Source organism: Paenibacillus sp. FSL R10-2199, from assembly GCF_038000235.1.
Lineage (GTDB): Bacteria > Bacillota > Bacilli > Paenibacillales > Paenibacillaceae > Paenibacillus_AQ > Paenibacillus_AQ phytohabitans.
This window is the reverse complement of the sequence record NZ_JBBOBO010000002.1, coordinates 217,043-239,650: the sequence shown is the minus strand read 5'-3', so window position 1 is coordinate 239,650 and position 22,608 is coordinate 217,043. Positions and strand designations below refer to the sequence as shown.

At 49.8% G+C, this 22,608-nt stretch carries 16 protein-coding genes, 1 tRNA gene and 1 pseudogene; 8 read left to right on the top strand and 10 right to left on the bottom strand.

The features are described 5' to 3' along the window. Positions 1-296 precede the first annotated feature (296 nt). The 3 genes and pseudogenes from NYE33_RS29165 to NYE33_RS29155 all read right to left on the bottom strand — a co-directional run. Positions 297-515: pseudogene (locus NYE33_RS29165) on the bottom strand (transcriptional regulator); the annotation flags it as partial. A 381-nt stretch (positions 516-896) separates the two neighbouring features. After that, positions 897-2,225, bottom strand: coding sequence for a TerD family protein (locus NYE33_RS29160; RefSeq protein WP_340947125.1), 1,329 nt, complete (start codon positions 2,223-2,225; stop codon positions 897-899). Positions 2,226-2,277: 52 nt separating this feature from the next. Further along, positions 2,278-2,841, bottom strand: coding sequence for a hypothetical protein (locus NYE33_RS29155; protein WP_042135460.1), 564 nt, complete (start codon positions 2,839-2,841; stop codon positions 2,278-2,280). A 124-nt stretch (positions 2,842-2,965) separates the two neighbouring features. Here NYE33_RS29155 and NYE33_RS29150 point away from each other — a divergent pair, with 124 nt between their 5' ends. Further along, entirely contained in the window at positions 2,966-3,250 is a 285-nt protein-coding gene (locus tag NYE33_RS29150; RefSeq protein ID WP_340947122.1) for a hypothetical protein, read from the top strand. A 147-nt stretch (positions 3,251-3,397) separates the two neighbouring features. Here NYE33_RS29150 and NYE33_RS36595 read toward each other — a convergent pair whose 3' ends face one another. Beyond that, on the bottom strand, positions 3,398-3,535 hold the full coding sequence (locus NYE33_RS36595) for a putative holin-like toxin (protein WP_445669825.1): 138 nt from the start codon (positions 3,533-3,535) through the stop codon (positions 3,398-3,400). A gap of 286 nt (positions 3,536-3,821) precedes the next feature. Here NYE33_RS36595 and NYE33_RS29145 point away from each other — a divergent pair, with 286 nt between their 5' ends. Next, positions 3,822-9,416, top strand: coding sequence for an Ig-like domain-containing protein (locus NYE33_RS29145; protein WP_340947119.1), 5,595 nt, complete (start codon positions 3,822-3,824; stop codon positions 9,414-9,416). Positions 9,417-9,496: 80 nt separating this feature from the next. On the opposite strand, the gene NYE33_RS29140 is transcribed toward NYE33_RS29145, so the two are convergent. The 5 genes from NYE33_RS29140 to NYE33_RS29120 form a co-directional block, all read right to left on the bottom strand. Beyond that, a complete protein-coding gene (locus tag NYE33_RS29140) occupies positions 9,497-10,639 on the bottom strand; it encodes an asparaginase (RefSeq protein WP_052421764.1) in 1,143 nt (380 codons plus the stop codon). 357 nt (positions 10,640-10,996) lie between these two features. Next, entirely contained in the window at positions 10,997-11,992 is a 996-nt protein-coding gene (locus NYE33_RS29135) for an ABC transporter ATP-binding protein (protein WP_042135467.1), read from the bottom strand. Next, positions 11,989-12,771 carry an ABC transporter permease gene (locus tag NYE33_RS29130; RefSeq protein ID WP_042135468.1) on the bottom strand — a complete coding sequence of 261 codons (783 nt, stop codon included), beginning with the start codon at positions 12,769-12,771 and terminating at the stop codon, positions 11,989-11,991. The genes NYE33_RS29135 and NYE33_RS29130 overlap by 4 nt, the downstream gene beginning before the upstream one ends. Positions 12,772-12,799: 28 nt before the next feature. Next, the gene (locus NYE33_RS29125) at positions 12,800-13,618 is read right to left on the bottom strand and encodes an ABC transporter permease (RefSeq protein ID WP_076242761.1); all 819 of its coding nucleotides are present in this window, start codon (positions 13,616-13,618) and stop codon (positions 12,800-12,802) included. Then, positions 13,619-14,812, bottom strand: coding sequence for a serine hydrolase domain-containing protein (locus tag NYE33_RS29120; RefSeq protein ID WP_076242762.1), 1,194 nt, complete (start codon positions 14,810-14,812; stop codon positions 13,619-13,621). It abuts the gene before it with no gap. A 293-nt stretch (positions 14,813-15,105) separates the two neighbouring features. Here NYE33_RS29120 and NYE33_RS29115 point away from each other — a divergent pair, with 293 nt between their 5' ends. From NYE33_RS29115 to NYE33_RS29100, 4 genes are all read left to right on the top strand, one after another. Beyond that, a complete protein-coding gene (locus NYE33_RS29115; RefSeq protein WP_076242763.1) occupies positions 15,106-15,525 on the top strand; it encodes a DUF1801 domain-containing protein in 420 nt (139 codons plus the stop codon). Between the two features lie 293 nt (positions 15,526-15,818). Then, the gene (locus tag NYE33_RS29110) at positions 15,819-17,789 is read left to right on the top strand and encodes a serine hydrolase (RefSeq protein WP_341068903.1); all 1,971 of its coding nucleotides are present in this window, start codon (positions 15,819-15,821) and stop codon (positions 17,787-17,789) included. 264 nt (positions 17,790-18,053) lie between these two features. Next, the gene (locus tag NYE33_RS29105; RefSeq protein ID WP_341068901.1) at positions 18,054-19,361 is read left to right on the top strand and encodes an APC family permease; all 1,308 of its coding nucleotides are present in this window, start codon (positions 18,054-18,056) and stop codon (positions 19,359-19,361) included. A 224-nt stretch (positions 19,362-19,585) separates the two neighbouring features. Next, a tRNA-Lys gene (locus NYE33_RS29100) sits at positions 19,586-19,658 on the top strand. Positions 19,659-20,113: 455 nt separating this feature from the next. Here NYE33_RS29100 and NYE33_RS29095 read toward each other — a convergent pair. Next, a complete protein-coding gene (locus tag NYE33_RS29095; RefSeq protein WP_052421766.1) occupies positions 20,114-20,479 on the bottom strand; it encodes a VOC family protein in 366 nt (121 codons plus the stop codon). Between the two features lie 136 nt (positions 20,480-20,615). On the opposite strand from NYE33_RS29095, the gene NYE33_RS29090 reads away from it, so the two are divergent. Further along, a complete protein-coding gene (locus NYE33_RS29090) occupies positions 20,616-22,169 on the top strand; it encodes a S41 family peptidase (protein ID WP_340947101.1) in 1,554 nt (517 codons plus the stop codon). A gap of 40 nt (positions 22,170-22,209) precedes the next feature. Next, positions 22,210-22,575, top strand: a complete 366-nt coding sequence (locus NYE33_RS29085; RefSeq protein ID WP_042135473.1) for a DUF4180 domain-containing protein — start codon at positions 22,210-22,212, stop codon at positions 22,573-22,575. The last annotated feature ends 33 nt before the right edge of the window (positions 22,576-22,608 follow it).

Sequence of the window (22,608 nt, the reverse complement as noted above, 5' to 3'; positions counted from 1 at the left end):
CTGCTGCACCTCTTGCCCGCCCACTCACACGCCTCTACCTGCCACGACCGGAGCGACATAGTGCCATTTGTTGTTGCATACAACACTATTATTTATAAACCATTCCCTAGTTTTGACGCCAGGCAACCATTCCTCCCCTAAAGATCGTTATAAGAACAGATCAAATTATCAGGCAATTTAGCATGCTGCCCACCCCTGTTACTTAGTTAAACTCTTAGCTGATAGGCACGATTACGCTGCTGCCCGCCGCTTGCGATATCCAATCTAACATCAAGATCTCTGGCATGAGGTCCTTAGCCCTGAATCTCAATTCCGCCCTTTACACCTCCAGGCATATAAGCCAAATCCAAATGTCGGTACCCGTTATTGAAGTCGCGCACTTCCCATTCCGGAAACAAATGATCCAGATTCCCGATTGCCAGAAACCATACTGTGCGGAGGAACTCAACGGTTCCATGGCCTAATCCTTTACCGAGTAACTCCTTTCGCCAGTGGTTACTTTCATTCTCAAGATTGTTTTTCGCGGTGCTCCTCCTTGAGCGCTATTTTCCCTCGCCAAAAAGCCGCCTTAATACTCACCTCTTCCTTAAATCAGTCTCGGATGGGGGAGAGCATTAAAAGCGGCGTGTGCTTCAAAACCTATGTCTTCTATTATAACGCGAAGTGAAAAGTGAATTCAATTTATTTCGTAGGAGTGTGTAGTAAGCTGAATTATCGAATTGCCTTTTTGATAATCAGCATATTTTGCCGAGCTAACGGACCATACGGTACTTATCCCATGGCATCTGGCAATATTTCACCCGAATATCTGCAAATAAGTACATCTGTGTCCGTAAGAAATACGAAACAGGGTTTTTCAAGGAAATAAGAACTCTCTGGTCCGCAACCGAGCCCCTCTATTTGCTCCCGGCTTCCCATCTCAGATTCCAGTTATAGTGCTGATCTAATTCCTCGTGTCCGGCGAAATATTCTACGAGCCGCTCCACGCTGAAGGTCTCGTCCTGCTGATTACGAATCATGGCGATGGCACACATTCCCTTATTATTGTTGTGCTCATCCAGCCGGACCTCGATCTCAGGCCCGTTCTGCTGCCTGATAGTCACACGGGCGTCAGCCTGCGACCAGTTCGTGATTCCCTCATAGATAAAGGCAAAGACAACAATCCGGCTGATCTCGGAAAGATAATGGCCGTTAATCCGCAGATTCTCACCTGTGGCGATCGATCCGGTGCGGTCATCCCCGTCCAGGGAAATGTAGGGCGGCCTGTTCAAGCTGCCGAAGGACTCACCGAGTGCCTGGACAGAGCCCTTAAGCCCGTTTTTTAATTCAAACAGACAACCGAGATCAAGATCGATACCTTTGCTGCCGAACCAGCCGGATGATTGGGTCTGCACCCAGTTCAGGTTAATCAGAATCTCGCCTAGTGATCCTGCCCCTTTCTGCAGATTGATCCGCTCCCCGCGTTTCTTGAGCAGGAGGGTACCCGGATTTAATGGAGGGGCTGGCGGTGCTGCTGGCGATGCTGGAGGTGAAGCTGGTGAAGAAGGAGGCAAATTACCCGCCGGTTTAGGCCGTGACCTCAGCTCAGGGAGAATAAGGGGAGACTGCTGCGGCTGAACGACCCGGCTGGCGGGCTGAACAGACGGCAGAATGTCATTGACCCAAATCCCATAACTTTGGCATAGGGCAGCTAAACCGCCTGCATATCCGGAACCCACTGCGCTGAATTTCCATTCATTCTGGTATCTGTAGATTTCTCCGGCGACAATCGCGGTCTCTACAGTGAACGCTTTACCCAGCCTGTAGCGGAGAAGCTCAGTTCCATCAGCAGCGTTGATGATCCGTAAATATGCATCGTCCAGCAGCGAGAAGCTGTGCTGCCGCTTCTCAGCCTCATAGATCGTTAGTGCAAATGCAATCCGCTCGTATTCTGCGGGAATCTGACTGAGACTGACAGCGATTTGTGTGTTGTCGGTTAACCCTGCGTAGGCTTTTTTATCAGACTGCAATACACATACAGATTGGTCCGGAGTAGAAGGGTTGCCATAAAAAATTAGGTCCTCATCTTTTGAGACGCTCTGGGATGGCGTAAGCAAAAAGGCGGAAAAATCAACCTCAACCGCAGAGCCCGTATTGTGCCAGCCCATTCCGACGATGATACGGGTAAGGAGAGGCGTATCTTTTGTTAAGTTGCATTTTTGTCCCTTTATCAGCTGAGCGGTCATTGGAACCAGCCTTTCATAAGATTAGTAGAATTGAATGAATACGTGAAGGAGCTTAGAATCTGCCGCGTCTTCCGGCATCGAGGTTCGGACCATTCAGACTGGATAGCTTATCTAAAGAATGTTCGTAGATACGTACAATATCCTGCACCTTTTGGAATTCCGGATCCGAGGGGCCCAGATTGTCCATGAACATCCGCTGCAGGATTTCTCTATAAAAGGAGATGCGGTTCTCGACGAGACTACATTCGTAATCAATGACCTCTTCCACCGAGTGCTGCTGAACAAATTCCATCAGGTCATCAGCCGGGTTATCGTAGGACTCCCGCTCATTGCGCGCGGCAACCGGAGTGTTCACATTATCGAGGTTAACAGTGGAACGTATATCGGTGAAAAGAATTCCCTCTTTTGCCAGCATGACCTGAAAAGGCTTGTGCTTGAACAGCTCTTGGGCGACAAGAGAGCACATTGCCGGATTCCTCAGCAGAATGCCGTCAAAGGGGTGAAGCACCCAGCCTCTGTCATCCCGGTACAGGCTGAACGTGAAGTACTCGCCTCCATACTCATATTTCAGATTAATTGTAGTCTCTGAAGTAAGCTCATATTGAAATGCATCCATTCAAGTTCGTGCCTCCTGCTTCTTATTGGGATTTCTATTAGCATAGCAGAAGATGGGGAATCTTGGGAGAGCACGGTTGATTATTTATATCAGATTTAGTAGTTTAGTAGTGAGGTGATGAACGATGAAGAATAATGAAGGCATAGCCTTTAAAATAACTTTAAGCGACAGGAACGGTGCGGTTCGTGGACGGCCTTTCCGTAATATAGTCATTGCTGCCGAAGACTCATTGTATGCTCTGGCGGAAATTTCGATTGAAGCCTTTGATTTTGATCTGGATCACGCCTTTGGTTTCTATGATAATATCAAAAACTGGACACGCTCTGAAAATGGCTACGAGCTGTTTGCCGATATCGGTGAGAAGACGAAGTTCGGAGACGAAGAAGAATATAAGGACGAAGATGAATAACCTGCCGGCATGTAGTCCGCGAAATCCTCATTGTAGGTTTTGTACTGAAAACGTCAACACGACTCTCTGAGCAATAGCCGCTTTTAAGGGCGGAGGCTTTTAGGTGCTACGGGCAGAAATAGACCGCATCCTTTGGACTAAGGCGGTCTATTTCTTTTTGAGGTAGTTGAGCAATGCAATAATGAACATGCCGAACATGATCATCAGAGTTAGGTATACGGAGAATACAAATGTTCCTGAAGCGCATGTGAGCGAAAGCTCCTTGCGTTTTTTTGTTTTAGACATTTTTTTCGGGGAGGAGAGTTTTTTTTCGCTTTTTCGAGAGATTTCCCCCATGTAGGACCTGGTGAGGCGTTTTTTGTCGAGAATTGTTAAGAGTTTGTTTAGAGCTGTCTGATAGAATGGACCGCAGATATGAAAATTTCTAGTTAGATTTAATTGTTTTTTGTCCGCGGATAAGCAAGATGAAGGGAGAATGCGGGAGCTAAGGGAGCGTATACAAACTGCAGCAAAGCTTGCTATACAGCGGACGGAAAATGATGAATGAATAAGGGGGAGCGATACATTGTTAATGAGCAGGGGATTGAAGAAGTATTTCTCGTTGTTACTCGTAATCAGTTTATTTGTGACAGGAGCATTGCCCGCATCTGCAGGTACGGAGAATACAGCTCCGGTAAGCTGGGAGAACCTAAGCCCGCTGCCAAGCGGCAACAAAGTAATGGGAGTAACTATAGGCGCAAATACAGTCGTTGTGGTAGGTGAAGGAGGAAGCGTGGGTACGTTCAGCAACTACACGACCTGGGCGATCCGTAATTCAGGGGTAGTTAATGACTTGAACGATATTATAAATATAGGCTCAGGGGCTAACGCCAAATTTGTTGCTGTAGGCGACAAGGGAACCGTCATAACGTCAACAGATGGTGCTTCCTGGACCACTCAGACTACAGGCATATCTGAAAATATATCTGAAAACTTGAATGCAGTTGTTTACAGCGGCAGCAGATTAGTCGCAGTCGGCGATTCAGGCAAAATAATTACGTCTAGCGATGGCGGCGTCACTTGGGCTGCTTCAACCTCAGGCGTTAGTGTGAATCTGAACGCTATTGCTTATGGTGACAGCAAGTTTGTAGCTGTTGGCGATGGCGGGAAAATTATTAACTCTTCGGATGGGCTGGCCTGGACGCCGCAGACTTCCGGTTCTACTAATGATTTGAACGGCATCAGCTATGGCGGCAATGTATTTGTTGCGGCCGGAGCTGCAGGTGAGATCCTAAGCGCCCCGAACGCTTTGGGCACATGGACAAAGGGAACGAATAGCATTAAGTCGGATTTCAATAGTGTATCTTACAGAAACAACAGATTTTTCATTGCCGGCGATGCAGGCAAACTGATATATTCAGCCACCGGAACGAGCGGTTGGAGCAGTTCAGTTTCAGTAGCCGGAGCTACGGATAATCTGATGAAAATCAAGGCTACCGATTTTGGTTATTTTATAGTTAGCTCAGAGGGTACTGTATTTTTCGCGACAGCAAGTACTGGCGGAACGAGCAGCTGGGAAAAATTCAGCTCCCCCACCTCCAGTGCACTGAAGACGGTAACCTACGCCAATAATACCTATATTACCGTTGGTACGGATGGATTGATCGGCACTTCCACCGACGGTAAGGTCTGGTCGAAGGTTGCTAGCGGCACTACTAATGCTATTAACGGCATTGCTTATGGCAACAGCAAGTTCGTAACGGTCGGCTCGAACGGCCAAATCCTGACCTCCAGCAACAACGGTACTAGTTGGACAGCCGGAACCTCAGTGGACGCTATTACACTTAATAGTATTGTTTACGGCAGCGGCCTTTTTGTTGCAGTAGGCAATAGCGGGAAAATTGTAGTGTCTTCAGACGGAGTCAACTGGGCGAGGATCTCCGACAGTAAGACCGTGAATCACTTAAATGCTGTTACCTATGGCAACGGCAAATACGTGGCTGTAGGTGCTGGCGGTACCATCGTAACTTCTTCCAATGGAGCGGAGTGGAAATCGGAAGATTCCAAAACGAACGGTAAATTGTTGAACGGCATCAGCTACGGCAGCGGTTTATTCGTGGCGGTCGGCGCGTCCGGAACGGTCGTAATCTCTGCGGATAGCTCAAGATGGTCGGCCAGAACCATTGACGGCCAAGTGAATCTGAATGGAGTTGCATCCGGAAGCGGCGTATTTATGGCAGCGGGAGACAGCGGGAATGTCTACTACACCGCTGATCCAAGCCAGACTTGGCACCCTGAGACTACAGGCACGACTAAAAAACTTAACGGCATCGGGTTTATTGCCGGGCAAGATCGTTTTATCGCAGTCGGTGACCCCGGCGTGATGATTGTGTCCTATCCGGTTCTCAACATTCCGCGGGTTATAAGTCAGTCTCCAGAGAATGCTGAGAAAGATATACCAACCGATGCTGAGCTGGTTCTGACTTTCAATCAGAAGGTGACAGCAGCCAGTGGAAATATTAACATTTACAAAGCTTCGGATCTGTCAGCTCCGTTTGAAACCATCCCGGTGGACGACAGCATCAGGGTAACCGTACAGAATAATACTGTAACGGTTAATCCCAAAAAGGATTTGGATAAAGGGACTAAATATGCAGTCACAATTGACAGCGATACGTTCTACAACGAGAGTGAAATTGGGAATGTAGCGATTGAAGGTGATGCCTGGAGCTTTACGACAGTAGCCGTGCTGGATGAAACAGCTCCAATTGTAACTGCTTATTCTCCTGATAAGGGAAAAACGGGAGTAGCCATTGACGCGGATCTGACGCTTACATTCAGCGAGGATGTAACGAAGGAGAGCGGCAACATTGAGATTTACGAAAGTACGGATAGCGATGTACCGGTGCAGATTATTCCGATCTCTTCTAATAACGTAGCGATCGATGGCAGCGTGATTACTATTGATCCGTTTTTCCCGTTGAAATACAATACAAGCTACTTTGTGAATATTGGAGCTGGTTCATTCATTGATCCGGCAGGCAACTATTATGCCGGAATCACGGACAGCGGGACCTGGCAGTTTACAACAGAAGAGGCGCCGGATACTACACCACCGGTGGTGAGCTCTTATTCGCCTGAGGATAGAGCAACGGAGGTTGCCACTGGCGCGAACCTGACCCTTACCTTCAGTGAGAATGTAACGAAAGGTGAAGGAAGCATTGAGATTTATAACAGTGCGAATAGCATTACCCCGGCTGTGACCATTCCTGTCACTTCCGAAATTGTAACGGTCCAAGGCAACGTGGTAACGATCAATCCGGAGGATAAGCTGGACTACAGCACAAGCTACTTTGTGAAGATCGGGTCCGGGGCATTCAAAGATACGGCCGGCAACAATTATGCCGGCATCGCGAACAGCACAACCTGGCGGTTTACAACAACCGGTGAACCGGATACGGCTGCACCAACCATAAGCGCGTATTTACCTGCTAACGGTGCAACAGGTGTAGGGGTTGAGACCAATCTTGTGCTTACTTTCAGCGAGAATGTATCGGCGGGTGAAGGCAGCATTGTGATCTACAACAGTGCGTCTGACAAGGCGGTAGCTACGATTTCCGCCAGTGACCTGACCATCCTGAATGATGTAGTGACGGTTAATCCGGCTGACAATCTGGAGTATGGTACCAGTTACTTTGTTCAGATCACGGACGATGCATTCACAGATACAGCGGGCAACTACTTTGCAGGCATCTCTGACAGCACAACCTGGCAGTTTACAACAGCTGCTGCACCAGATACGACATCGCCAACAGTAACCGTGTTTTCACCTGAGCCTGGGGCAACGGAAGTGGGGATTGATGCCAATCTTATCCTTACCTTCAGCGAGAATGTAACGGCGGGAGAAGGCAACATTGTGATCTACAATAGTGCCAATAATGCACCGGTAGCTACAATTCCCGCTGCTTCCGGAAATGTAACCACCCAGAATCATGTAGTGACGATTAATCCGGCTGACGATCTGAAGTATAGTACAAGTTACTATGTACGGATTGGAACCGGGACGTTCAAAGATACTTCAGGCAACAGCTATGCTGGCATCAACGACAGCGGAGTATGGAACTTTACAACAACCGGTGTACCAGATAGAACCTCACCAACGGTGAGCACGTATTCACCGGAGCCTTGGGCAACGGAAGTAGCACTTGGCGCTAATCTGGTTCTTACCTTCAGCGAGAATGTAAAGAAAGCGGAAGGCAGCATTGAGATTTTCAAAAGTACAGATGAGATTCATCCGATAGTGACGATTCCCGTCGCATCAGACATCGTAACGATTCAGAATAATGTTGTAACTATTAATCCGGCTGACAATCTGGAGCATGGTACAAGCTACTTTGTCCGGATTACAGAAGGCGCATTTAGAGATAATGCAGGCAACAGCTTTGCCGGTATTGCAGGCATCACAGCCTGGCGGTTTGTAACAGCCAGCGGGCCTGATACAGCAGCGCCGCTGGTGACAGCTTATAGTCCGGCAGACAATGCAACCCAAGTATCCACATCCGCTGCGCTCTCATTGACCTTTAACGAGAATGTATTAGCCGGGGATGCCAATATTGATATTGTGAATGCGGCGGATGATATGATCGTAACGACGATTAAAGCGGGTAATCAGGCGCTTGTCTCCGTTACGAATGCTACCGTCAGCATTAATACAGGCGGTATATTGAAGCAGGGCGGCAGCTATTATGTATTGATTCACCCGGGTGCATTTACTGATGAGTCAGGGAACAGCTTTGCGGGGATTGCGGATAAAACCGTCTGGAACTTCTCAACCGTTCCTGTACCCGTCACGCCAACAGATCCTCCGGCATCGGGTTCTGGAGGTTCCGGAGGAGCGGCACCTGTAGCAACACCAAGCACGCAGACCGAAACCATTAATCTAAACGTTGAAAACGGCTCAACCCAAGGCTCCAATGTATCCTCCGTTGTCGTTAGCCGTACGAAGGATGCAAATGGTGTGAAAAGTGATGTTATTACGTTCGCATTGGATCAAGCGCTCAGAGCGATTAATGAGCTTAAGGCGGCTGGCTCCAATATTGCCAGAATCATCGTTCCTGATGCCAATGATGAGGTTGCGGAAACTAGAATGACTATTCCAGCCGCTTCAAGCAAGGCGTTTGCCGATAATCAAATCAGTCTGGACATCTTCACGGTTAATGCGGAAGTGAAGGTGCCGGGAAGCTCTCTGGTTGGGTTTGGTACAGATATTTATTTCAACCTGGTACCCTTAAAAACGCAGCAGCAGAGTGCAGATGCTGAAGCGCGTGCAAAAGCACAGGTTCAAAGTCTGTCCGGCGGTGGGGCGGTGACGCTGGTAGGCCGTCCGGTAACGATTGATACCAATCTGCAGAGCCGTCCGGTGACGCTGGTGCTGCCGATTAACAACACTTCGTTAACTGCAGAACAGCTGAAGGCACTGGCGGTCTTCATTGAGCATAGCGACGGCACCAAAGAACTGGTTAAGGGCGAAATTGTACCCTTCGGCCAAACCGGCAAGTCCGGAATTCAATTTAATGTCAATAAATTCAGTACATTTACAGTTGTTCTTGCGCAAGATCCTGCGGTACAAGTGAAGGCTTATATGACGGGTTACGCTGACGGCACCTTCCAGCCGGGCAAGAGCATTACCCGTGCAGAAGTTGCCAGCATCATTGCCCGTACCTTCAACCCGTCAGCCAGTACTTCCGGCGTTGCATACACAGATCTTGCTGCCGGCCACTGGGCAACAAATGCAATTAATCTGGTGAGCAGCAGCGGTATTATGAAAGGTTACGCTGACGGAAGCTTCAAACCAAACCAAACGATCACCAGAGCCGAAATGGCGACCATTCTGTCCCGTCTGGTTACTAACGGTCAGGGGAATGCAGTCAGCTTCAGCGATATTGCCGGCCACTGGGCACAGGCAGCCGTTGAAACGACGGCCAAAGCGGGCATGATCACCGGTTACGAAGATGGAACCTTCCGTCCGAACCAAACGTTAACCCGAGCGGAGGCCGTAACCATCGTCAACCGTGCCCTGGGCATCACGCCGCTGACAAGCGCGGCACCACAATGGTCCGACGTCCCTGCGCAGTATTGGGCATTTAGCAATATCCAAGCGGCATCGGTGGATCACACAGCAGAATAATCACTACAAAAACAGCCCTTCCTTCCGTCTTCTGACGGGGGGAGGGCTGTTTTTTGCAAATTCGTTTAGACTGCCGGCGACTATTTGCTCATATCGAAATCCGGCATGCCGATCGAAGAGAACCACTGACGGATCTGTTCCTGATCCTTGGAGAAGGTGAGGCCGAGCTGAAGCAGGATTCTCGCTTTCTGCGGGAGCAGGTCGCCTGCGCCTATGATTCCTTTGGCTCCAGTGTCATATACCGCCCCTGAGCCCGCGCGAGTCGCGCTGACGAACAAAACGCCCTTCTCGATTGCCGCTGTGCGGGCGGCTTGCTGCGCGGTGGAGATACCGCCGGCACCGTGACCCGCAGTTACAATCCCTTTAACCCCTTCATCGGCCAAGGCAGTGATGGGGGTTGCGGAGGCTTCCGTGTAGCTGTATACAACGTCAACCTTAGCCAGGTCCTCTGGCTGGATCGTGCTGAGATCAAATGGAGTTTTCCACTTATCCGTTCCGGCATCCTTGACGCGGGCTGGAGCACGAACGGCACGAATCCGGTTCTCGTCTACCGTTCCCAGAGCGCCGTACCGGCCCCCGTCAAAGGTATCCAGACGCAGGGCATCTGTCTTGGTGACTTCTCTTGCGGCGAAAAATTCATCGTTCATCATCAAAACAGTGCCATAATAGGCTGTTTTTTGACTTGCTGCCAGCCGGATAGCATTCAGCAGATTGGCTTCCCCGTCGAAGGAGATAGTATTGGATTGTCTCATGGATCCTGTGAAGATAACGGGCTTTGGACTGCGGACGGTGAGATCGGTCCAGTAGGCCAGCTCTTCCATGATGTTGGTGCCGGTAGTAACAACTACTGCATTAACAGCCGGATTGGCCAGTTCCTTATCGATAGCGATCGTGAGGTTATATAAGTCCTTGGAGGTGGTTTGCGCCGAACTGATGTTGCTAAGCTCAGTGCTGGTGACATTAGCTACTTTGGATAGCTCGGGCTGTAATCTTTGGATAATATCATTAATCGGTACCTTGGGTGTGCCGTAAGTCTGAAACAGTTCTCTGGAAGGCGAAGTGGAGGTGATCGTTCCGCCGACGCCTACCACTACGACATTAGGAATAATTTTCCCGGGTACGCTGACTTCGGCGGCCTTCGTGATGGAAGGGAATGACAACATGGTGAAGAGAACAAGTAGGGCGGTGAAGAGACGTAGACTTCTTTTGTGAATAAAATTCATAAGTGACCTCCTTTTATTTTAAATTCAATGTAATTATATATGACATAAATCATAAATGTCAAAATGATATTTTTACTTTTATGTAAAATAAATCAATAATTATGCATTAATCATGTATAAATATTAAATAAATTAATTTCAATGTTACTATATATAACACGATAAGTATATTTGGCTCCGATAACCTGTTGCCGGTGCCAGCGTGGATGTCATGAGCGGGCTTCGCAAAGTTCATTGCGGTCGGGACGGGGCCGAGAAGCTGGCGTCCGAGCTGGCTGCTGTGAAGTAAGAGGTTGTCCCGAATACAACAGAATGGGCCGATCACATCCCTGTGACGGCCCATTCTGCTTTTGTACATTAAGCTTTCGCATTCTCATAGATATTCATGACCACCTGCTGGATCGGCAGTTCCTTGACGGAGATGTCGGAGAACTGGTGCTTCCGGGAGATATTTTCGATGAAGTCACTGATAGAAATCCGTGCTGTATCCACCTCAAGCGTAATCTGAAAGTCAGACGGCCGTTCGATGACCTTGGTGTAGGTGTTGTCGAAGTCAGTGCCCTGTGCAGATTCTACAAAAGTAAAACTAACCTGTTTCTTCTCCCCCAGGAAAAGCTTCAGCCGTTGAAGCGAATCATCAAACACCTTCTCCCCATGGTTAATGACAATCACCCGGTGGGCAAGCTCTTCCACGTCCTCAAGATCATGGGTCGTCAGGATACAGGTCATATTCTGTTTCTGATTCATCTGGCGGATGAATTCGCGGATCTTGACCTTGGCGATTACATCCAGGCCAATAGTCGGCTCGTCCAGAAACAGGATGTCCGGTCCATGCAGCATCGCCATGACGAATTCGCATTTCATGCGTTCACCGAGGGATAGCACCCGGGTGGGCTTTTCGATCACAGAAGCTATATCCAGCAGCCCGGTCAGTTCTTCCAATCGGTTGTTGTAATCCTTAGTGGTAATCCCGTAGATGGCTTTGTTCATGTTGAAGCTGTCGATCGGCGGAATATCCCAGATCAGCTGGGATTTCTGGCCGAAGACGGCCCCGATTTGGCCGACATAACGCTTCCTGTCCCGGGCAGGCGAATAACCCAGTACCTGAATTTCTCCACTTGTGGGGTAGAGCGCGCCGCAGAGCATTTTGATAGCGGTGGATTTGCCCGCCCCGTTGGGCCCCAGAATGCCGCAGATTTCACCTTGCGCAATGGAGAAGCTGATATCGCTTACGGCCTGAACTAGGACTTCTTCACGCTGGAATAAGCTCCTGAAGGTCTGCCCCATGCCTGCGCCACGCCTATAGGTTGTATATGTCTTGGTCAAATGCTTCACATCAATAACCGGCTTCATCCGCCTACCCCCTCGTACAATCTGATCATATGCCGGTATACCCATACGGCTGCTGCCATAAATAAAAAGCAGGGCACAATCGCCGCGAAATCGCTCGCTTGCACCCGTCCCAGTAAAGCGGACGCCGGGAGGAAGCCTACCATTCCCACTGGAATGATCATCGTGGCTACGGCCTGAACAGCCTGAGGGAATATCGGCAGCGGATATTTGCCGACCTGCAGCACGCTGTCCGCAAGCTCGGAAATTCGCGAATTGCCTACCCATTTGAAGGACATCGCGGCCATCATCAGAGATAATCCGGCCAGGACAGCTGTCCCGGCGATGAACATGCCGGCGAACTGCAGCCAAGCGAGCGCAGAAATCGCGCCTACATGCAGGGCTGAGAAGATGAACAGCGCCACACCGCCCAGGAACAGGCCGATACTTTCGGTAGAAAATGTCGTGGCCACAATGAAAAACAGCGGGTTCAGCGGTTTAAGCAGAATCACCTCGAAGCTGCCCTCGCGAACATGCGACATGGTTGTCCAGAGAACCCCGCCGAAGACAAGGCTGGAGAGGCCGCTGGACATGGTGAACACAGACTGGATCAGCAGTACTTCATACAGGCTCCAGCCCGGAAAGCTGGTGCCTGCCCTGTAGATCAGCAGGGTCACCAGCGGAAAGAGAATGTTGCCGGCCAGCGTGATCAGGCTGCTGACGATGAAGTTCATCCGGTAGGCCGCAGCCGATTGAACAGCGGAGTACATACACTGCTTATACACTTCCAGATACCGTTTCATGTTGAGAATTGTCCTTTCATCAGGGCATTCACGCGCCGACAGCCGTGAATTGCTTCATGGCCTGGCGGCGGATAACCTCGTTAAGTCCAAAAGTAATCAGCACTGCCACGGCCTGCAGTCCTACCGCCTGCGGAATGGACAGCTCCAGGCCGCCGAGCGAATAATACCCGGTGAACACCATTGCCGGCATGTAGGCGATGTATTGGAACGGCAGGAAGAACTGGATGACCTGCAGCCAGTGCGGGAAGAAGGCGAGCGGAATGAGCGCCCCTGAGAAAATAGCCGACACCAGCATGAACGCGCTGCGGATTCCGCCCGACTGCACTAGCCAGAATGAAGTCAGGCCAATCGTATAGTTCACATAGAAATTCATCAGAAAGGCAAGCAGCACAGACAATAGTGTCCACGGGAGGCTTGCCGGCCGCATATCGATTCCGAATATAAAAATAAAAATGAAAAGGCAGGGCACAAATTCAAACAGGAAGCCCAGGAAGCGGTGCCCGAGCTTCTGGAACAAGGCGAAGGAACGGTGATGAACCGGCCGCAGATGAAAGGTCAGAAACTTGCCGGTGCGCACGAGCATGGACAGGTTCCAGTCGGCAAAATCCATAATCAGATAACCGATCAGCGCCGTTGCCCCGAAATAGCGGATCATCTGGTGGAGATCCATTCCCCCCAATGTAGCTTGCCCGCCATATACCGCTGTCCAGATGAAATATTGCACCATGAAATATACAGGGCCGACGATAACGGAAACCAGGGAATGGGTGCGGTAGGCACTCCACTCTTTATAGGTCACCTCCGCTACCGAGCGGCAAACAAGCCAGTTATGCTTAAGGCGGTTCATTTAGATCAGTCCTGACCAGATAATATTGGTTACATTGAACAGCCCTTCCGCATACCAGTTATCGTCAGTGAAAGGCACGAACCATACCGCAGCAAGCTGCTCTGCAGGGTCGATAGCCATGCAGCAGGCACCTGCACCTTCATGGAAGTAACTGCCCTCAGAGTAGAGGAAGGCAGGACCTTGTCTCATATCCAGTCCAATCCCGTAGCTCCGGTCTTTGACATTGTTACCCCAGCAGTAATCGGGCACGCCATAGAGGGTGCGGGTGGTGAGCTTCTCGACGGCCTTGCGGCCCACAATCCGGGTATCGCCCAGCGTGCCCATGCCCAGCAGCATATTGGCGAACAAGATAAGATCGGCGGGTGTAGAGACCAGGCCTCCGCCGGTACTGGACACCGTCTCCCACAGCTTTTCTGCCGGAGAGAGCTCTGGCTGAGTACCATGGATCAGGTCATGGAGCCGCTTTTCTTTTCTTTCGTTTCTTATAATGAAGCGTGCAGCCAGCTCCGGAGTCGGTTCCCACATCGTATCCTTCATTCCGAGCGGCTTCAGAATCTGCTCCTCTATGTACTGCTCGGCGGTAACGCCAGTGATTTTCTTAATAATCTCACCGAGGATACAGAAGCCGAATGAGCAATATTGCCACTCCTCGCCAACCTTTTTATTAACCCCGCAGCTCAGTGCAGCTGAAATCCAGTCGGGCTTACCGTCCTCAGGATTATACTTGTCGAAGTACTCTTCGATCAGCTGCCAGTAAGACTTATGGTAGGGGATCATGCTGCCGGCACAGTCGGGAAACAGGCCCGAGGTATGGGTCAGCAGGCTGTAGATATCGATTTTGCTGAATGGCTCTACGTTAAAGGGCTCCAGAATCGTCCCGACAGGAATGTCCAAGCGGATGAATCCGTCCTCCACAAGCTTAGCAATGGCTACTGAGGTAATGGCTTTGGTAATGGATGCGATATTATGGACCGTTGCCGGTAAAAGCGGTTCCGTCCGGTCCTCACGGTACGAGCGGGGGCCTATGGCACCGTGCATGAATGTTTTGCCGTATCTGGATACGCAGTAAGAGGCAGCCTGGATCTTCTTGTCATCGATCAGATTCTGGAAATGGCTGTGCAAAACACCGATTCGTGAAGCGTCATAACCTACCTCTGCCGGTGAGCAGTCGGTATTACCAAGAGTGTGCAGCATAATATGCCTCCTTAAAATTTAGTAGTGCCGTGTATGGCTCAAATAAATATCTAAGCGCTTTCACTGTGACAAGCACATGCCAATCAGGATGGCAATGGCTACTGGCACGATACGTCTAAGTATATTCCAGGGATTGGATGTTGCAATGGGGAGTTTGTTTATAACCAAACTTGACTTAGTGAGCTGCTGTTATGGAATAACAAGAATGTGATATAGTGGTGGGAAATTAACAGGGAGAGACAGGATGGCGGGGAATGTTCGTGTTGAACATATATTAAAGGAGTGAATCACCTATGTACGAGCAGAAAACGAAAGAGACTGAGCAGAGCGTCACCCAGTTTATTGAACAAATAGAGAGTCCGGGGAAACGTGAGGATGCTTATAAATTATTAGATATTTTCAGCGAAACTACGGGTTATCCGGCGAAAATGTGGGGCCCGAGCATTATTGGTTTCGGAACGTACCACTACAAGTATGCGACAGGGCATGAAGGGGATGCACCGCTGGTAGGCTTCTCGCCGAGAAAAGCGAAGATCAGCCTATACTTTGCAGCGGGTGATACCCAGCGGGAAGAGCTGCTGCAGAGGCTGGGGAAGCATACAGCGGGCAAAGCCTGTATATACGTAAATAAGCTGGACGATATTGATGCCGTTGTCCTGAAGGAATTCATTCAGCAATCTGTGAAGTTCTTAAGAGAGACTTACGGAGCTTGAAGCCTGCAAGTGACAGCAATGTCACATGAGACCTCTTAATTAGCAGGTGAATCGCACGACAGTGCTTACCCGAACCCCTACAATGAAGGAGTTGGCTGGAACGGACACTTCACTCCGCCCTTTGGAACTCCAAATTTAAGGACATTAGGGAGAGGCTGCAGTTGAAACAAGGTAATATCAAAAGGAATAACAAAAGGGATAACACCCGTATCAAGTCCGGCATTCTAAGCGCTCTGCTTATACTGGGTTGTGTTAATGTGGGAAGTGCCTATGCTCAGCAGCCGGAATCTTCAGTGAGTCCAGCCTCTATCGAACTGCATGCCGAACTCAGCCGCGCATCCGCTGCAGATGTACAGAATGGCCCCCATGATGCGAAGGAAGTCGAGGCGTTTCTGGATGGTTTTTTTGCCAGAGCGGATATTAAGGCGAAAGCCGGAGCTGCTGCGGTCTCAGTCGTTCAGGACGGGGAAACCCTCATCTCGAAGGGATATGGGGTAACCGGCAAATCAGCGAAGTCAGGGGTAGATGCAAGCAGGGATACGTTCCGGATCGGCTCCGTGTCCAAGGTGTTCACTGCAGCTGCCATTATGCAGCTGGCCGATCAAGGGAAGATCTCACTTCAGGACAATATTGAAAAATACCTGGACGGCTACACGCTAACGAGTCCTTATGATACTCCGGTAACGGTGGAACATCTGTTGACGCATACGACAGGTTTTGAAGTACGCGAACCTGCCGACGCCAGCTATCTGTACGACACTTCCCGTAAGCCGGTTTCTTTAAAGGATAGCATCTATGATGTCTTTCCTCCTGTGGTCCGCGAGCCGGGAGCCTCTTACATGTACGATAATTTCGCTTCCAGACTACAGGGTTATATCGTGCAGCAGGTAAGCGGAGAATCCTTCGGGAGCTATGTGGAGAACCATCTGTTTAAGCCGCTTGGCATGAATTCAAGCAGCTTCCGTGTAACTCCTGAATTGGCATACCGGCTCGTGCCTTCCTATGACGGGGAGGGCGGCGCTATACCGCTATACGGCTTCTCTCCGGCGGAGTGGCCTGAAGGCAGCATGTTATCAACCGCATCTGATATGGCGCTATTCATGGAAGCTTTTCTGAATGGCGGCAAGGCTGCTGACGGTACGGTAATCCTGTCCGGGGAATCGGTTAAGGCGATGTCTTCCTACCGGATGGTTATTCATCCCGATCTGCCGGATACGACCTATGGCTTTGAATCACCTGTAATCCCGGCCCGGACGAAAGGGGAGAAGGTGATCTCCAAAGGCGGAGACATTCTAGGTTACAGCTCTTTGCTGTGGATTCTGCCTGACCGGCATACTGGAGTGTTCGTATCATACAATACCAATCAGGATTTGCGTAATGATCTGTTCACCGCATTTATGAATCACTATTATGCAGGGGGACAATCGCCGTATGAACCGAATGGGTATCAGGTGCAGGCTGCGGAGGAACTGGCCAGGTTCGAGGGCTTGTACTCCGATCTAAGAATTAAGCTGCTGACGAAAGTTCAAGCAAACGCAGACGGTACCCTAACGGTGAGTGATGTGCTCAGCCGTCATCAGTTGAAGCAGATTGGCGAGCTGCTGTTCGTGGATGAGGAGGGGAATCCGCTGGCCTTCAAAGCGGATAATGAGGGCCATATCCTCTATATGAAATACTCCAATCTATATAGCTATGCGTCCAAACTCCCGGAGAATCCAGCCGGATTTCCGGATGTGCCGGCCAATCATCCGTATGCCGGCTATATTCTGAGCCTGCGGTCACTGGGCTTCTTGACAGAGGAGCTTTCGGAGCCGTTTGAGCCTGAGCAAAAAGTTACCCGCGGAGCGTTCATCCATACGTTTAATACGATATGGAGCATCCCGGAGTCATCGAATCCGTCCTTATTCAAGGACACCGGTAATTCACCATACCAACAGGATATTCAAGCTGCGGTCGAGGCTGGCATGCTGAATGGAACCGGCAACGGGTTGTTCGAGCCGGACCGTCCGATTCTGCGCGAAGAAGCGGCAGCAATCGTCTACCGCCTGCTTATAGCAACGGGGATCAGGGTACCGGGTTCTACCGCCGGGCTTGCACCGGGTACGTCGAAGTGGGCTGCCGATGCTGTCCGTTCAATCGTTAGCTGGAAGCTGCATGGACCGGAGGTTACGGAGTCGGACGGCATGTCTGACTACGGTTCACTACGTGCGCTGAGCAAACAGGAGATGGCGGCTCTGCTGTTCCGCATGCTGCTTCCGCAATAAGAACATACAGGGAGAAGGGGCGATTCATTCGCTCTTTTTTTGTGCTGCAGGTAATTTTCACATTGCCTGTTAACTTTGTAATGGTATTTCTTATTATTCCATGCGACAATGCCATTCTGGCTATTATTTTTCTGTAATGGTGGAAGAATTTAATTACCCTCATCAGAAATTTGTCCTGTGCAATAGGGGAGTGCAGAGTTGAATTTAGCCTGGAGGACGTTTGATAAATAAAAACCTGAGAATGAAAGGACAATGAATCACATTATGAATTCGAAGCCGTTAACCAAAAGTATCACCTTCATGCAAGCCCTGGCCCTTGTGGTAGGGATGATTATCGGATCGGGGATCTTTCTGAAGCCCGGGATTGTGCTGAATAACGCGGGAACTCCATGGATGAGTATCCTGGCCTGGGGTGCCGGGGGGATTATTACACTGGCTTCGGCGCTGAGCGTGGCGGAAAATGCTGCCGCGATTCCGAAGTCAGGAGGTTTGTATACATATTTAAGTGAATTGTATGGCGGGGTATTCGGCTACCTGCTCGGCTGGGTGCAGGCTGTGATCTCCTATCCGGCTTCTGTTGCCGCGCTGGCGATTGCTTTTGCCACATACTCCGGCTACTTCCTGCCGTTGAATCACTGGCAGCAGAAGCTGCTGGCCGTGGGTATTCTGGCTTTCATTCTGCTGATAAATGTCATCGCCACAAGGTTCGGCGGAATCATCCAGACTGTGGCAACTGTGGGCAAGCTGATTCCGGTAGCGGGCATCGTGGGCGTAGGCTTGTTCTCGGATCTGGCTCCCGGCTTTGGAGGAATCAGTGCATCAGCGGCAGGCGCGGGCTTCGGGGCGGCGGTTCTGGGCACACTCTGGGCGTATGACGGCTGGATCAGCGTGACCAATATGGCGGGTGAAATCAACAATCCGGCCAAAACACTGCCAAAAGTCATTTCGATCGGCGTTATATTTGTAATTGCTGTATATGTACTGTTCAACATTGCAGTGTTCAAAGCGCTGCCCTATGATCAGATTATTTCCTCCCAGACTCCGGGTGCAGATGCGGCAGAAGCGCTATTCGGCAGCGGCGGCGGAGCTTTTATTACAGCAGGCATCATTGTCTCCGTATTAGGAGCGCTGAACGGGTATCTGATGACCGCTGCGCGGGTGCCGCAGGCGATGGGGGAGAAGCGGCAGATTCCATTTTCCCGGGTGCTCAGCAGTATTCATCCGAAGTTCCAGACCCCGGCGAATGCGCTTATTTTTCAGAGTGTGCTGGCGGTGATCTACATCTTCTCGGGAACTTTCAATACGCTGACAGACCTGCTGGTGTTTGTCCTGTGGATTTTCTTTACGATGGGTGTGTTCGGCGTGTTCATCCTGCGCAAGAAAATGCCGTATGAACCAGGCCGCTACCGCGTGCCGCTCTATCCGTTCACCCCGATACTTGGCGTGGCAGGCGGAATCTATATTCTGGCCAGCACGATCATCAGTGATCCGCTGCGTTCGCTGGTGGGGATCGGCATTACGCTGGCCGGACTCCCGATTTATTATGTGATGATCCGGAAGAACCGTGTGTAGAGTAAGTCCACAGATTGTCCGAGGGTAAGCTGAATATGAAATAAACTGCGCAGTGCAAGGTGCTTCAGGGCTTTGTACTGCAGCAGTTAACGGCTGAGCAAGAGGGAATATAATTATTTGTTGACAAGGGGAGTTATATTAAGTATACTATGAAAGTATCTTTTGAGCGGGCGTTCACAGCTTAGAGATTATCGTCTTGTAGATCAGAATACATAGACACATACGGACTCTTAGCTCAGTTGGTAGAGCAGTAGACTCTTAATCTATTTGTCCAGGGTTCGAGCCCCTGAGAGTCCATCACACAAGAAACGGCAGAGATGCCGTTTTTTTATCGTTTAAGGCGTGAATAATAAAGTTGGAATATCGCTGAAGAGGCGGCTAAGGCATCCGGGAGCAGCGTTGGCGAGGGTTGGGCTGAATCAGCGCCGGAAATAGTTATGATTTTCTCCACTTGCTGATGAATAGAGAAGCCCTCGCCGGACAGCAGTTGGATAAACAGCACTTAATTTGCGGTAAAGGCCATAAAGTAGAGTGAATGTGAGAAATTAAGTGACGTTTCTCCAACTAAAATCCTGAAATTAGTCAAAAGAGCGAAATTAAGATACGTTTTTCCATTTAATACTCTATGTACTGGGTAAACTACGGCGGCGATCTCTAAGCACGACTCATTAATTAGCATTAGCCTATACTCAATTACCGTAGTTTGCTGATTCGCTTGAAATTAAACTTGATCATGCTTGTCAGAACAGGAGCTAGCAATGCTCCGCAATCTGTACTTCGAAGCCGTCCGGGTCTAGAATGTAAAAGAACCGCAGATGCGGATTCGGCGAGACGGGTCCGCGTGCTACCGGAATTCCCTCGTTACTAAGCTCCTTCATAGCCTCGTCCAGTGAACCTGCCTCGAAACCTACTGAAATACCGCACTCCGGCTTTAGCGCCGGATCACTTCCCTGAATAAGCTCGATCTTCGGTTGTCCTTCTGCACCCAGCATGACAATTTGCCTGCCTCTGCTCTCAAATCTGCGCTCAATGGGAAGGCCCAGAATCCTGTGATAGAAATCAAGGGAAGCCTCCAGATCGCGCACTCTGAGCGTAATCCAGTTCATACTCAAGTTCATGTTTCTCATATCCTTTGCTGTGAATTTTGGTAGTGTCTATTATACGCTATGTGTACGGCTTTTTTAACATACACAGTCTGCCGGTAACGTTATAATCTATCTGGAATGATTCTGTTATATTGCCGGAGGCCGGAAGATGAGGAAGTATGTGCTGCTATTGATATTTCTAGTACTTATGGGACTGCTGGCCTTCATAGGAACGATATGGCGCGAGGGTCCGCAACAAGAGGTGCCTGAATTAACAGCGGCCCGGAAGCGGGAGGATTTTGAATATCTGGCCAAGCTCGTGAAGGAGGTTTATCCGCTGGATAAGGCGCTTGAGCAGGATAAAGGTCTTGAGAATATGGACGTAATCGGTCAGGCATTCATAACCCGGGCCGGGGAATCTGCCGATAATGCTGAATTTCTCCGGCTGTTCTATGAATACATGACATTCTTGGGGCAAGCCGGCCATGCACAGGTGGTCTTTGATGAGCCGTACAATCCTATGCTTGCTTTCTTCTATAACATTGATAAACAAGCCTACCGCTCCAGAGACTACTGGCTTAACATGGCGGCCGGTGTGGAGATGTATGTGCACAGCAAAGCAGACATCCACTATGAGCAGGGTAAATATGTGCTGGCGCAGGATTATCAGGCGAGAGAGACTCTTTTTCCGCAAGGTTCAATAATTGAGCGAATTAACGGTCTGGATGTTGAGGATTATGTTAAGTCTTTGCAGACACGGCTTCATCTAGTTTGGGATGCTGCGCTTCATCGGGTATACCTGCAGACGCTACTTAGTGCTGATCCGGGGAACGGTGCTTGGATGATTGAAGCGGTCCGCCCGGATGGCACGATGGCCAAGGGGGATTTCTTGGTGTACAAGGGATATGCGGCGCCATACCGGAATGAACAGCCTGACAGCAATGTTATCCCCGTTGAGCTGGATGACCAGACCGGATATATAAGGATTTTTAGCTTTGCAGATATGTATAAGGAGCAGGACCGACTGGTTATTCAGGATTTCATGAAGAAGTCGGGAGGGAAATACAGTAAGCTGATTATTGATCTAAGGAGGAACGGCGGCGGTGATGATGATTATTGGGCGGATAATCTGCTGAAGCCTTTGTTAAAAGCGCCCGTGGATTACGAGCAATCCGCAAGCGTGAAGAAATTATTCGGTGAACGTTTCGGGCTGCGGTTTCGCCTGTACAAACAATTCGTCAGCTCTACTCTGACCAATAAGGACAGATATGACGTAACAGAGGTTAAGAAAGAGCAACTCCCGGGAGTAGACTCTGCGGACTGGGACACTTATACGGTGACCAAGTACTGGCAGCCGGAAGATTCTTTTCTCTTTGACGGAAAGGTATATGTGCTTGCAGACGGTGACAGCTTCTCGGCAGCAGACAACTTCACGGCCGCTGTCCGCAAGCTGGGCCTGGGAACGGTGGCCGGAACGAATACGGCGGGTGGAGCCTGTGTCTATATGGAGCCTTACAGGTACGCTCTGCCGAACAGCGGGATTATATTTAAACTCGAAACGGACCTGAACAGCAACGCTGAAGGCCGGATTAATGAAATCTACGGGACTGCGCCGGATGTGCTGATGGACGAATCCCGCTATCCAACGGCCTATCCGGAGAGTTATGAACCTGAGGTTTTGAAGAATGAGGAGTGGATCCGCAAGGTCATGCTGAGTCTATAATGGAATGTGAGTTCTAAGTACATATTAGGAGGATTTGGTAATGAATATAACACCAGTAGTAAACGGCGGAAAAACGATAGCCGTAGTGAGCGGCAGCGAGACCTTAGTCAGTGATGTCCAGGATGCGCTGGATCTAATGGCAACGGTACGGTATGAAGTCGATTGCGACCGGATAGTCATACATAAAGCTCTGCTGAGTGAAAGATTTTTTGATTTGAAGACCCGGCTGGCCGGTGAGATTCTACAGAAGTTCATCAATTATCAGCTGAAGGTGGCGATCGTAGGAGATTTCAGCGGATACACGAGCCGGAGTCTGCGTGACTTCATTTATGAATGCAATAACGGGAAGGATGTTTTTTTCCTGGCGGATGAGCAGCAGGCGGTTGAGCAGTTAAGTAAGGTTTAGAGATACGCTATAAGAAACAACTCAAACTCCGAT